This window comes from Rheinheimera tilapiae (assembly GCF_042432165.1).
GTDB lineage: Bacteria > Pseudomonadota > Gammaproteobacteria > Enterobacterales > Alteromonadaceae > Pararheinheimera > Pararheinheimera tilapiae.
Window position 1 is genome coordinate 1987203 of record NZ_JBHLXP010000001.1, and the last position, 13574, is coordinate 2000776.

Annotated in this window: 11 protein-coding genes; 4 read left to right on the forward strand and 7 right to left on the reverse strand. The window is 54.4% G+C overall.

Features of this window, described 5'->3' with window-relative positions:
* Positions 1-338: 338 nt before the first annotated feature.
* Positions 339-1280 carry a CPBP family intramembrane glutamic endopeptidase gene (locus tag ACFFJP_RS08595; RefSeq protein ID WP_377242446.1) on the forward strand — a complete coding sequence of 314 codons (942 nt, stop codon included), beginning with the start codon at positions 339-341 and terminating at the stop codon, positions 1278-1280.
* Here the strand turns inward: ACFFJP_RS08595 and ACFFJP_RS08600 are convergent.
* A complete protein-coding gene (locus tag ACFFJP_RS08600; RefSeq protein ID WP_377242448.1) occupies positions 1258-2166 on the reverse strand; it encodes a LysR family transcriptional regulator in 909 nt (302 codons plus the stop codon). The genes ACFFJP_RS08595 and ACFFJP_RS08600 overlap by 23 nt on opposite strands.
* A 158-nt stretch (positions 2167-2324) precedes the next feature.
* Between ACFFJP_RS08600 and ACFFJP_RS08605 the strand changes: the two genes are divergently transcribed.
* Positions 2325-2822, forward strand: a complete 498-nt coding sequence (locus ACFFJP_RS08605) for a nuclear transport factor 2 family protein (RefSeq protein ID WP_377242450.1) — start codon at positions 2325-2327, stop codon at positions 2820-2822.
* A gap of 565 nt (positions 2823-3387) precedes the next feature.
* Here ACFFJP_RS08605 and ACFFJP_RS08610 read toward each other — a convergent pair.
* From ACFFJP_RS08610 to ACFFJP_RS08630, 5 genes are all read right to left on the reverse strand, one after another.
* Positions 3388-3672, reverse strand: coding sequence for a hypothetical protein (locus ACFFJP_RS08610; protein ID WP_377242452.1), 285 nt, complete (start codon positions 3670-3672; stop codon positions 3388-3390).
* 81 nt (positions 3673-3753) lie between these two features.
* Positions 3754-4107 carry a hypothetical protein gene (locus tag ACFFJP_RS08615; RefSeq protein WP_377242454.1) on the reverse strand — a complete coding sequence of 118 codons (354 nt, stop codon included), beginning with the start codon at positions 4105-4107 and terminating at the stop codon, positions 3754-3756.
* Between the two features lie 778 nt (positions 4108-4885).
* A complete protein-coding gene (locus ACFFJP_RS08620) occupies positions 4886-6385 on the reverse strand; it encodes a CoA-acylating methylmalonate-semialdehyde dehydrogenase (protein WP_377242456.1) in 1500 nt (499 codons plus the stop codon).
* Between the two features lie 49 nt (positions 6386-6434).
* Complete coding sequence (gene iolD / locus ACFFJP_RS08625) at positions 6435-8378, reverse strand: 3D-(3,5/4)-trihydroxycyclohexane-1,2-dione acylhydrolase (decyclizing) (protein ID WP_377242458.1); 1944 nt, start codon at positions 8376-8378, stop codon at positions 6435-6437.
* Positions 8375-10378 carry a bifunctional 5-dehydro-2-deoxygluconokinase/5-dehydro-2-deoxyphosphogluconate aldolase gene (locus tag ACFFJP_RS08630; protein ID WP_377242460.1) on the reverse strand — a complete coding sequence of 668 codons (2004 nt, stop codon included), beginning with the start codon at positions 10376-10378 and terminating at the stop codon, positions 8375-8377. The genes iolD and ACFFJP_RS08630 overlap by 4 nt, the downstream gene beginning before the upstream one ends.
* A gap of 185 nt (positions 10379-10563) precedes the next feature.
* On the opposite strand from ACFFJP_RS08630, the gene ACFFJP_RS08635 reads away from it, so the two are divergent.
* Entirely contained in the window at positions 10564-11448 is an 885-nt protein-coding gene (locus ACFFJP_RS08635; RefSeq protein WP_377242463.1) for a MurR/RpiR family transcriptional regulator, read from the forward strand.
* A 15-nt stretch (positions 11449-11463) separates the two neighbouring features.
* Positions 11464-12279 (forward strand): 5-deoxy-glucuronate isomerase, encoded by an 816-nt coding sequence (iolB, locus tag ACFFJP_RS08640; RefSeq protein ID WP_377242465.1) that lies wholly within the window; start codon positions 11464-11466, stop codon positions 12277-12279.
* A 44-nt stretch (positions 12280-12323) separates the two neighbouring features.
* On the opposite strand, the gene ACFFJP_RS08645 is transcribed toward iolB, so the two are convergent.
* Positions 12324-13355 (reverse strand): LacI family DNA-binding transcriptional regulator, encoded by a 1032-nt coding sequence (locus ACFFJP_RS08645; RefSeq protein ID WP_377242467.1) that lies wholly within the window; start codon positions 13353-13355, stop codon positions 12324-12326.
* Between the last annotated feature and the right edge of the window lie 219 nt (positions 13356-13574).

The following is a 13574-nucleotide window of genomic DNA, read 5'->3' on the forward strand; positions in this document are numbered from 1 at the left end:
GGGTGACTGAGTAATACCAGCCTATGCGCTTTTTGGCCGCGGCTCTGTGCGGCCGGGCACCCTGAGTCCGTTATCTGCCTGCCGAAAGAATGACAAGAAGTTCACACAGACCTGCCGGTGAATCGCTGAATAAACGCGCTGAATTTCAGATTGAACCGGCCTGCCCAAACCTTATAGCTTTGTAAGCAGGTTTGTCGATGCACTGCCAAAGTAGTTGTTTTTATTAGATATGCAAGATTGCATTGCGGGGAATGCTTAAAGCGGGATTGTTGTATAACCATAGCCTCATTAGGCTGCAGGGAAGTCAATTCAGACCTTTTTGCAGTACAGGAGGCTTTATGCCTGATCATCTTCATTCTACGACGACGCCACCATCGGCTTTACCGGCCTTCTTGCCAAGGACAGTGCAGCGCATGGCCAATCATGGGCTTGGCCAGTTTGTGCTGGCATTTGTGGTCATTCTGGTGCCATTTATTATCGCCAATGCGCTGGCCAAACTGACGCTCGATGGCGAGCAGTGGCTGCACCTTCGCAACGCCTTCAAAGTGGCGGTGCTGACCTTAGCCTATTGTTATTACGTGAAAAAAATTGAGCAGCGCCGCGTCACGGAACTGGCGTTGCCCGGTGCAGCGAAGGAAACGTTGCAGGGCTTTGGCCTCGCCACGCTGTTAATAACAGTGCCAGTGGTGTTGCTGTGGGTTGGTGGATATTTTACCGTGCAGGGCATCGCGCTGAATTTTTCGCTGTTGCATCTGTTGGTGGGTTTTTTCAGTGTCGCGGTGCTGGAAGAACTGATTTTCCGCGCCATTTTATTTCGCTTGCTGGAACGATCGTTAGGCACCTTGCTGGCCATCCTGGTGTCGTCGGCGTTATTCAGCGCGGTACATTTGTTAAACCCACATGCCGATTTACTCAGTACTTTCCAGCTGCTGGTGCTTGGCTTGCTGTTTATCGCCGCGTTTTTATATACGCGCCGCTTGTGGCTCTGTATTGGTTTGCACTGGGGCTGGAATTATGCACAGGGCGGCCTGTTCTCCAGTCCGGTATCCGGTCAAAAAGCCGATGGTATTTTACAGTCGACGATGACAGGCCCGGCCTGGCTGACCGGCGGTGACTTTGGGATCGAAGCATCTGTACTGGCATCCGGCGGTGCACTGATCTGTACCGTGTTGCTGCTGAAGGCGGCGCGGCAACAGCATTGGGTGTTACCGTACTGGCAACGTGCTGCGGACGCAAAGCCGGTGACACAGCCTGAAACTAAGACAACAACAACTGACTGATCTCACGGCTGAGCCGGTCATAGACGGTACGGATCAGCTTGTTGTTGGCAATATCGCGATGACAGCTGAGCCAAACACCAAATTCCGGCAGTGGTAAATCCGGCAGAACCTGGACCAGCTCGGTTTCCTGCGCCAGCACATAATGCGACGCAAAACCGATACCGGCACCGGCGCGCAGCGCGGTCAGATAACTGGCTTTGTCGTCGGTGCGCAGGGCAAATGCTGATTTTTCCTGCAGCAGGCCAAACTGGCGAAACCACTGCAGCATCACCGGCAATTGGTCATGGCCAATCAGCCGGTGCGCCGCCAGATCGTCAACTGACGAGGGCATGCCAAAATGGTCGAGATAACTGCGACTCGCCATCGCCTGAATGCGCACAGTACCAAGTTTTCGGCACACAGTATCAGGCTGCGTCGGTTCGACCAGCCAGAAGCCGATATCGGCATCGCGACTGAGTAAATCCGGCAGTTCGTCCGTTGCGACCAGTTCCAGCTGCAGCCCGGGTTGTTCACGCAGCAAAGTAGCGAGCAGGGCAGGCATTAAGGTGATTGCAATCAACTGACTGGCGTAGATCCGCACAGTGCCGGTCAGCTCCGCGCCCAAATCCTGCAGCGACAGGCAAAGCCGGTTGGCGGCAGTTTCCAGATCTTTGGCGTGGGCATAAATTTGCGCCGCCGCCGCGGTCGGGTGCAGGCCTCTGGGCGTGCGTTCGAACAGCGTGACCGCCAGTTGTGATTCCAGCTCGGCCAGTTGCCGGCTGAGGGTAGGCTGTTGCATACCAAGCTCGCGCGCAGCAGCAGCGGTGCTGCCGGCCCGATAGATCGCCAGAAAACTGCGTAGCAGCACCCAGTTAAACTGCTTGGCATCAAGTCGATGATTTTGCATAGCTATACGGTATTTTTTAATGATTTGTGTATAGCGACAATAGGTGGCACTTAGCGCGGGGTCAAGCGAACTTTGTCACTGTCGGGCAGCCCAGCGGCGTGCCGGGCGGCAGTGTTAAGTGAATTCAACATTCATCATCTAGAAGAAGGACAATACCAATGAAAAATTTAGCGTTGATTTTAACGATGTCAGGTCTGCTTTGTGCATTCGCGCTACCGGTGCTGGCTGGTACGCCGGTCACGGCAATGGCCCCGGCGTTGCAATCACAATTACTGCAAAGCCCAGATCCGCAGCTGGCGGCGAATAAAAAGCTGGTGTTTGATTTCTGGCGCGAAGTCATAGACGCGGGTCAGCTTGATAAAGCCGCGACGTATCTGACAGAAGTCTACATTCAGCACAATCCAAATATCGCCGACGGCCGCGCCGCATTTGTCGCGTATTTTGCCCAGTTCAGCAAGCCAAGCCCGGTGCAACCGCAGATCAGCCTGCCGCTGGTCAATATCATCGCGGAAGGGCCTTATGTCACGCTGGTGTTTGTGCAGACGTTGCCGGATAAAGCTAATCCAGGTAAGACTTACACCACCACCGCATTTGATCTGTTCCGCATCGCCGACGGCAAAATAGCCGAGCATTGGGACAGTATGCGCAAAGGCTAATTGGAATCTAGCACGGCGAAAACATTGGGATTTCGCCGTGCGGTCCGGCCGCTTTAACTGCGTGCATCAGCGGCCGCAAGTGGCCCGGCTGGATCTGATTGGTGGGCTTATTTCGGGGCCTACTGCAGATCGCAGCTGTGATCGCAACGGCCTGGTCTATCAGCTCAGCTACCTTCTGCATAACCTGTAACAAAGCCAATATATCCGCCTGCGCGGCACCAATCAGTACGACGAGCTGGAACCCAATGCCGATACCAAAGGCGAACCCCCTGGAGCGATTGGTGTTTTTGCAGCAATCCGGTGTTTATTGAAGTGGGGTCGTAGGGTGGAGTTGGTTTGACTGAGGTTTGCTGATAACAGCTGAAGCCTAACAACAGACTTATCGTGGCAAAGCCAACATCGCCACCACTGCGTTCGCCCGTTCGCGCCTCCCGCGCTCACTCTTGATCGCTCACTCCGTGGCTGCCGATGCTGGCGTTGTCGGAGTATTGGGACAACAGCTATGAGGGATATGCTAACGCCAGCAGCCGAAGGCTGCAAATGACGCGGCTTGTTAGAAAACATATTACTTAGCCCCCAAATATGCTACAAAACATACCATGATTGCTGGCAAGATCAAAAAGTTGAGAACTGTTTTGTATTCTTTCTTTATTAATGCGTGAATGCCGACTGCTGTGTGCGCAGAGAATATTGCTGTACAAATAGCTCCTGAAACAATAATACGATTAGTGTATTCAATATTTGGAAAGAAAAGATAAACCACCATGGCTGGTGGTATAAGTAGAAAAAATTTAGTTACTTGGATAGACGAGTCATTTATGAGTTTAACGTATTTCTGCACAAGGCTCATTGCGTAACCTTCTAACGCCCGCCACACAGGCGAGCAACTTGTTGCGAGTCCAGCGCCGTAGGCGCGGTGTGCTGGCGATTGTTATATGCCCCATTCAATAACGCTAACGCCCTTGATATTGCTAATAATGGTTTCAAGCTCACCTTTCACTCGTGTTTCAGTAGACTTATCAACATTACCAAATATTCTCTTGAACAATGAAACGCGTTGTTCAGGCCAGATTTGCCAAAGAGGTATATCTGTTTCTTCATCGTTCTTACCCAAATAAATATCAAGCTTTACTCCGTCAATTTCGATTTCAATTGAAAACATATAATCGGAATCTATTGGATCTTTAGGGGCGAAATTCAGTTTTTGAAGTGCTGTGTAAACGTATGATGCGAGTTCTTTAGCCGAACCAAATTCATTTGTTTTGAAGTAAAGATTTTGATTCATCTGCAGTCCTCAGGGGCATATAACATATTAATCAAATGCAAAAAGCACGCTTTAAACCCTGCGTTGTGCCTTTGATCTTTTTAACATCAGTTAACACTACCGAAAAAAGCTACAGATCTCAATCTCTTTGCCATTGCTGCACGCTTTGTAAAAAGCGAAAGCGTGCGCGGCGCCTTTGATCTAATTCAAAACATTAAATTTACATTGGCGGTTGGGTTATTCTGAGGACCTTTAGTCGTAATAGACCGCTATTGGTATACGTGATGATGCCAATGAACTCGCAAAACGGTCGGGCAACAACCTGAGCAGACCCTCTGCGGCAGGGACGCCGCAGAGGAGCCTACAGGGATTGTATTCACGGCGTGTCTGCGTTGTTGTTGCCCCGACCGTTTGCCACGGATTCGCCCTCAAGGCTCGTTATTTCCGGAGCTCTGCCGGCAAGCTTGTGACCCCCAGTTTTATTGTCGGCTACCGTGCTGTTTGGGTTGGAATTCAACGATGTACGGCGGCGCTTCGCTTGCCGATACCTACAGATCAAAATCTGTAACTGGGTGAGCACAAGCGAAGCCCGCGGGGCGTGACACGCTGGACATGAGGTTTAAATTTACCTGTAATCGCCACGTGTTGACTTTTCAAATGAACCGTCAAAACCTCGGACCGCCGCAGAGGAGCCTACAGGGATTGTATTCACGGCGTGGGTGGGATGGACAGGCCTATCGCTGCGATTTGTGCGCAGCATGCGGGCACCCGCGAGGGGTGCCCCTACGTTTTGCGGTGGTTATTTCATCGTCGGCATCGAGAACTGATTACCCGTTGGCATAGAGCCACTGGGCCAGCGGGCGGTGATGGTTTTCATCCGGGTGTAAAACCGCACACCATCCGGGCCGTGCATATTCAGTGGGCCGAACACACTGCGTTTCCAACCGCCGAAGCTGTGAAATGCCATCGGTACCGGGATTGGCACGTTGACGCCAACCATACCGACTTGCACCTGCGCGGCGAACTCGCGGGCCGCTTCGCCGCTGGCGGTAAAAATGGCGGTGCCGTTACCGAATTCATGTTGGTTAATCAGCGCCAGACCTTCGGCAAAAGATGGTACCCGCACCACACACAGCACCGGGCCAAAGATTTCTTCGCGATAGATTTTCATCGCACTGCTGACATGGTCAAACAGCGTCGGGCCGACGAAAAAGCCCGCAGAATCAGCCGCTACCTGCCGGCCATCAGCGACTAATACCGCACCTTCGGCCACGCCGGCGTCGATATAACTACGGACCTTGGCGGCATGCTGTTGGCTTACCAGCGGGCCCATTTGTGGCTCTGGCGTGACGCCGGTGCCCGGGCCTACCTGCAGCACAGCAATTTCACTCTGCAACTTCGCCACTAACGCATCGGCGACGGCATCACCGACACAAAGCGCGACCGAAATCGCCATACAACGCTCACCGGCCGAGCCATAGGCTGCGCCCATTAACGCGCCGCTGACCTGTTCTAAATCGGCGTCCGGCATCACCAGCATATGATTTTTCGCACCGCCAAGCGCCTGCACCCGTTTGCCGTGCGCTGAGCCGGTGGCGTAGACATATTCGGCGATAGGCGTTGAGCCAACAAAGCTGACTGCCTGCACCGTGGGGTCGGTCAGCAACACATCGACGGCCGTTTTGTCGCCGTTGATCACATTAAATACGCCAGGCGGCAGGCCGGCTTCGGTCAGTAGTTCGGCGAGGCGCATCGGCACTGTCGGGTCTTTTTCCGACGGCTTTAACACAAAAGTGTTGCCGCAGGCGATGGCGATCGGGAACATCCACAGCGGCACCATCGCCGGGAAGTTAAACGGCGTAATACCGGCACAGACGCCCAGTGGTTGCATCAGGCTGAAGCTGTCGACACCACGGCCGACGTTCATTGAATGCTCGCCTTTTAACAAATGCGGAATACCACAGGCAAACTCAACCACTTCCAGACCGCGCGTCAGCTCGCCTTGGGCGTCAGAAAACACTTTGCCGTGTTCTTTACTGATAAGCACGGCTAGTTCATCACGATGTTGCTCGAGCAAGGCTTTAAATTTAAACATCACCCGGGCGCGGTTTAATGGCGTGACCTGCGACCAGCTGACAAAGGCTGTTGCGGCTGCGCTAATGGCGGAGCGGGTTTCGTCGGCAGTCGCCAGACTCACTTCGGTATGGGCAACGCCGGTGGCAGGGTCAAACACTGGCTGGCTGCGACCACTGTGGCTGGCGACAGCCTGACCATTGATATAGTTTGCGATTTGTTGCATGAAAGAGATCCTTATCACGCCGGTTTGCACACCGGCGGGTGAACTGCGGTTAATACGGCTGTTGTTTTTTCTGCTCGCTATAACTGGCATGCGCCGCCTGTACACCAGGCAAAGCGGAAACCTGCGGGATCGCCACATCCCACCAGCTGCCGTTATCGGTGCTGGTTAACGGATCAGTTTTAATTTCAATCAGATAGCTGCGTTTGGATTGCCGTGCCCGTTGCAGTGCTGCTTCAAGAGCGGCAATGCTGCCAACCCGTTCACTTTGAGCGCCAAGCGCTTTAGCGTGGGCGGCAAAATCGATATCGGGCGCATCACCGTGGCAATCCTCCAGCAGATTGTTAAAGCCAGCATTACCAGTGCCGCGTTGTAAGCGGTTGATGCAGCCAAAACCACGGTTATCCAGCAGTACTACAGTGATTTTTTGCCCCAGCATCACGCTGGTGGCCAGCTCCGAATTCAGCATCAGATAAGAGCCATCACCGACCACCACAAAGACTTCACGCGAAGGGCTAGCCATTTTTACACCGAGCGCACCGGCAATTTCATAACCCATGCAAGAGAAGCCGTATTCAACGTGGTAAGTCCCCGGACCTTCAGCACGCCAGAGTTTATGCAGCTCGCCTGGTAAGCCGCCGGCGGCACAAACCACCACATCTGTAGCCGCTGATTGGCGTTTGACTGCACCTAGCACCTGCGCGTCGCTCGGCAGTTGCTGCCGGCTGCTGCTTGGGGTGGCTTCGGCCAGACTGCTGAGTGGATCCGCGGTCAGGCGTTCATATTGTTGTTGCCACTGATGGTCCAGCAACGCGGCGCGTGCTGACCAGGCTGGATCACTGTGGCGTTCGGTTAAAGCATCTTGCAGCTGGGCCAGCACAGTGGCGGCGTCGCCGACCAGTGGCAGGGCCTGATGTTTTCCGGCATCAAAGCCACCGATATTGAGCTGGATCAGCCGTTGATGTGCGCCGGCAAAAGCGGTGCGCGACTGCGTGGTGAAATCCTGCAACCGGGTGCCGATGGCGAGGATCACATCGGCTTCCTGCGCCAGTACGTTGGCAGCGGCTGAACCGGTTACGCCAATGCCACCGACGGCAAACGGATGAGTCCAGGCCAATGCACCTTTACCTGCCTGCGTTTCTGCAACCGGAATGCCCTGGCTGCTGGCAAACTGACTGAGTGCAGCACAGGCCTGACTGTAGTGCACACCACCGCCGGCAATAATTAATGGTTTTTTTGCCTGTTTTAGCAGTGCCACCGCGGCGGCAAGCTCACGCGGCTCGGCGGCGGGGCGGCGAATATAATGAATGCGCTGTTCAAACAGCGACACGGGATAATCAAAGGCTTCGGCCTGTACGTCCTGCGGTAACGCCAGTGTGACCGGGCCACAATTAACCGGATCCAATAACGTCTGAACCGCGACCGGCAACGAATGGATCAGCTGCTCTGGGCGGTTGATGCGGTCAAAATAGCGGCTGACTGGCTGGAAACAATCAGTGGCCGCGATCATCGGGTTACCGAAGTGTTCAATTTGCTGCAACACCGGATCTGGTGTGCGATTGGCAAAATGATCGCCGGGTAACAACAACAGCGGTAAGCGGTTGGCATGGGCCAGTGCGGCGGCGGTGACCATGTTGGTAGCGCCCGGACCTACTGAACTGGTGCAGACCATGATGCGGCGGCGCTGCTGCGCTTTGGCATAAGCAATCGCAGCATGGGCCATGCCTTGTTCATTGTGAGCGCGATAAGTCGGCAGCTTTGATTGTGCCGCAAACAGTGCTTCGCCAATGCCGGCGACATTGCCATGGCCAAAAATGGCAAACACACCGGCAAACAGCGGTTCAATCTGTGCCGAGCCAGCGTTGCTGTCAGCAACTGAATCATGGCTGATAAACTGGGCGCAGAGAAATTTCACCAGTGCCTGGGACATGGTCAGGCGGATGGTGCTTGCAGCTACAGTGTTTTGTTGGCCGCTTTGTGGTGTAGCCTGGTTCATACGATAACTCCTTGTGCTGATCTGTCATTACGCGCTGGCTGAGTGGCGGCAGCGTCGTGCCGGCTGAGCCAGGCCAACACTAAGGCGCAGTAGTTGCTGCGGATCTGCTGCATAAACGAGTCATCGTCCAGCTGACCTGCCAGCCACTGTTGGCTGGGCGCACCAAAAATGGTGCGGCCAATGGCAAAACCACGACACAACGCAAAGCCACTGGCGTCGCGAAACGCCTGCATCAGTTGTTCTGCCGGTGCGTCGAGGCCGAGTAAAATCACGCCCCGACAATGTGGCGCGCGCCGATTAATCAGCGCAGTGAGCGCTGCCCAGCCGGCTTTATCCGGTGCCGGTAACTTCCACCAATCGGGTCTGATTTGCTGGTCATAAATCCGGCTCAGGCACTCGGTCAGCGCGCCCCCGAGTTCTGCCTGACTGGCGACTGAGCCTGCCGGCGGGATCACTTCTATCAGCAGTTCGTGGCCTGAGATCGCACAAGCACGATACAACTCATTTAGCTGGCGAAGTTGCTGTTGCCACAGGTCTGCGGCGTCAGCCGGGTGCATAAACACCAGACATTTAACGATATGCTGGCGTGGCCAGCTAACAAGGCGAGAACCAATAGAGCGACCACCTTCCAGTTCCAGTGGACGGGAAGAGGGCACTTCGACCGGCCGGCCAATCCACCATGGTTGCTGGTTGGCTGTGTTTGTGCTTCCAGTTAGCGTATTCAACGCATCCTGACCATAGGTGTCGTCAATCAGCACACCAGGCTGGAAGCTGAGCACAGTCTGCAGCTCAGCCGCTTCGGCTTGCACCGCGGCTAATATCAGCTGTTTTAGTTGCGGCACGCGTGACAATGGCGCGTTGGCTTGTTGCGCCATGTCGGCAAACTGTTTGCGGTGGTCAAACGCCAGAATGCACAGCTCGCTCCACAGGGTTGGAAACCGCGTCGTCACACGATGCAGGTAATTCAGTTCGTCGTCGAGATCGGGCCTCGCGATCTGTTGCTGATGCGCCAGGTAATAATCCAGTTCTTCTGGTGTTGGCACCGCCGGCGCGCAGCCATGACGGGACACCACCAGCGCGCCGCTGGCATTGGCATAAGCACAGCAGCGGCTATAAGGCTCGTCTCTCAGCCAGCCACGCAGGAAACCGGCCATAAAGGCATCGCCGGCGCCCAGTACGTTCAGCACTTCGACCCGCACGCCCTGACTAAAAAACGCCGCGTTTAAATCAGCCGGGATCGCGCCATCAAACACACTGCAGCCTTCAGCGCCGCGTTTGAGTACCAGCACGGCGTCAGACAGCTCGCGCACTTTTCTCAGACAAGCGAGGGTGTCGGTGCTGCCACCGGCAATATGGAATTCTTCTTCGGTGCCGACAATCAAATCACACAGCGGCACAATCGATTGCAAATGTGCAGTGACACTGTGGTTAGAAACAAAACGATTATCGCCGTCGCCGGGACGGGTTAAGCCCCACAGTACTGGCCGGTAGTCGATATCGAGGATCACTTTGGTGTTGTTGTTACGGGCAAAACTAATAGCGTGCCGTGCCACTGCATCAACGTGGGCGGTCGAGAAGTGCGTGCCGGTGATCAGCAGTGCTTTGGCTGAGGCGATATAAGCTTCATCAAAATCAGTTTTATCTACGGCCATATCGGCGCAGTCAGTGCGGTAAAACAATAGCGGAAACTGATCTTTGGTTTTAATCGACAAAATCGCCAGCGCGGTCAACCGCTGTGGATCTGTTTTGACATGACTGACATCACAGCCACCGCGTTGCAGTTCTTCGCGGATAAACTGGCCAAATTGCTCATCACCGACCCGGGTCAGCATTGACGCCTTCAATCCGAGCCGCGCGGCGCCAAAAGCGATGTTACAGCTCGAACCACCGAGTGACTTGGCAAAAGACGCCACATCCTGCAGCCGGTCGCCAATTTGCTGGCCATACAGATCGACTGAGGCGCGACCTAAGCAGATTAAATCCAAAGGTTTGACTGACATTGCGGCAAAGCTCCTGGGTTGCGGACTCCGGTTTTGAGATCTGTTTATAATAGATTTGACACCGGTGTCAATTTAAAGCGAACCCCGCTAAAATAGAATATAAATTCTGCACAATCAATAGTTGGAATATTTGTTTTATTTTGTTAGGCTGGCCAGCATCAAGTAGCAACCGACCAGAGTAAGGCATGATGCACGGCACTAACTGCCAGACCCAGCAGCAACTCGAACAGTTAATTGAACAGCGATTTTCGACGCTGAGTAACAGGTTGCAGCTGATTGGTCGCTATTTGCTGGACCAACCGGAGCAGGTCGCTTTTGGCACTACAGCGTCCATCGCGCAAGGTGCCGGTGTGCATGCTTCGGCGTTAGTGCGATTTGCCAATGCCTTTGGTTTTAGTGGCTTTTCCCAGATGCAGCAGTTGTTTCAGCAGCAGCTGGTGCAAAGTGGTGTCGACTATCCAAGCCGCATTGCCGCCGTGCGTGAAGATCACAGCGTGGCGCCAGATATGGCCGGCCTCAGCTATCTGCAGCAAATTAGTCAGGCCAATCAACAGGCGATGCAGCAACTGTGTACAGATATGGACAATGTCACGTTGGCCAGTGCCACGCGGCTGTTACAGCAAGCGCGCATTATCCATATTCAGGGCGCGCGCCGGGCTTTCCCGGTCGCCAGTTACGCCGGTTATTTACTGGGTAACTCAGGCCGCGCCGTGCAGGTGCTCGATGGTGTTGGTTATATGCAGCACAGTGGGCTGAATCTGATCAGTGCCGATGATGTGGTGCTTGCCATCAGCTATGCACCTTATGCCAGTGAAACGCAGGCAGTGCTGGAGCGTGCACTGCAGTGTGGTGCCAAAATTATTGCCATCACCGACAGCAGATTGAGCCCGCTGGTGCCGCAAGCCAATGTGGCGCTGTTGGTGCGTGAAGCCGAATTACATGCGTTTCGCTCGTTAAACGCCAGTATGAATCTGGTGCAGGCGCTGGTGTTGGCGCTGCTGCACGACGAAGGGCACACGGCAGCGTCTGATCAAGCGCATGCCGATGCTGCCAGCGAATCTTTTACCTAAAGCCGGGGGTTGCTGATGTCTTATTTACACCGAAAACCACAATTACCTGATGCCTCTGGCCGCATTCAGCACATTACCCCCGAGAACGCCGGCTGGCGTTATGTGGGTTTTGAAGTGGTGCTGCTCAAAGCCGGTGATAGCCGGCAGTTTGCCAGCGGCGCCGAGCAAGAGCTGTGTGCCGTGCTGTTGTCTGGCCGGGTCAATGTCAGTTCAGCCACGCTACAGGCCGACAATATCGGAGAGCGCATGTCAGTGTTTGCCGGCATCGCCCCTTATGCAGTGTATTTGCCGGCTGGCGACACTCTGACCGTCACTGCACTGACCGACGTCGAACTGGCGTTATGTCGCGCGCCGGTCGATGCGGCAGCAACACCGTTGCCGGCACGCCTCATCACACCGGCCGATTGTGCGCGCGAAAGCCGCGGGCAGGGTACCAATACTCGTCAGGTCTGCAATATTCTGTTTGGCAACTTACCGGCACAACGCCTGCTTATCACCGAAGTCATCACGCCGCCGGGGCATTGGTCTAGTTATCCACCGCACAAACATGACACCGATGCGTTGCCAGCCGAAAGTGCGCTGGAAGAAACTTATTACCATAAACTCAATCCGGTGCAGGGTTTTGCCTTCCAGCGCGTCTACACCGACGACCGGCGGATCGATGAAACCATCAGCGTGGAACACAACAGTGTGGTGCTGGTACCGGAAGGTTATCATCCAGTCGGTGCGCCACACGGTTATGAACTGTATTACCTCAATGTGATGGCCGGACCGAGCCGTAACTGGGTGTTTCACAATGACCCGCAACATGCCTGGATTGTGCAAAAGTGAGTCAGATGATGCGGGCACTGTGGCGGGCGATTGTACCAGCGGGCTTAACGTGCCGGCGGACAGGTCGAATCGCGTACTATCAGCTCACAGTCGTAAATATTGCTTTGATCTTCTGGCGTCAGCGGCTCAGGCATTGGTTTACCCTGCAGTTTGTTAATCAACAGCAAGGCCGCGCGATAGCCAATGGTGGCTATGGGCTGGCGCATCGACGTCAGATTGGGCCAGACTTTGGTAGTGATCGAGATATCATCAATGCCGCAGATCGACAACTCTTCCGGCACTTTAATGCCAAGGCTGTGCGCGGCGTACAACACGCCAACGGCCATTTCATCATTGGCTGCCAGAATGGCAGTAGGGCGTGGCGTACGACTCAGCAACACGCCAGCAGCGTCCACGCCGGACTGATAGGTGTAATAGCCCTGGACTACCAGCGTTTCATTGACTGTTTTGCCGGCATCGTGCAGCGCTTGGCGAAACCCTTTCTCGACGCGGTGGCTCGATTGCTGGTCCGGATGGCCAAGCACAAAGGCGATGTCAGTATGTTGCAGTTGCAGCAAGTAGTTGGTCATCTCGAAAGCCGCTTTGCTGCCGTTAAACCCGACGCTGTCACCGCTGCCCTGATCCTTCGGCCCGATGCGGATATAACAAACATTTTTCCGATCCAGCATGTCGAGCAAATCTTGTTTATCACTGAGCGGCGGCACCAAAATCAGCCCATCTGCCAGCGTGTTATCGATGAATTCTTCAATTTCATGCACCAGCGTCGGCGAGCGGTAGCTGCAGTCGTACAAAAACAGCCCCATATGTTCTTCACTACAACACTGCAAAATGCCTTTTTGCAGCTTTTGCAGATAGCCGGGGCTGGGGTTATCGGCCAGCAGAGCAATAAACAACGAGCGGTTTTTTGCCAGAGCCATCCCCAGCGGGTTGCGCTTAAAGCCCAGTTCGTTAATCACTGCCATCACTTTATCGCGGGTGTCCACCGAGACATTGGCTTCGTTATTAATCACCCGCGACACGGTCTTTTTCGACACGCCGGCCTGCCGGGCGACATCATTAATGGTGACAGAAGACATCGACTGAGTTCCCTCTTTGCTGCAGAAATATTCCGATAGAACGGATGGGTTAACTTGTTCACAACACACACGTTTTTGGATTGGATCTTGTGATTGAAGCTGCGCATGGTCAGCTTAGCATTAACAGGCAACGGCAGAAAAGCCAACCGCTGTCTGCGGCCATCAGTCACAGTGACGCTTAGCTATAACCACAATTGACACCGGTGTCAATTGACGATA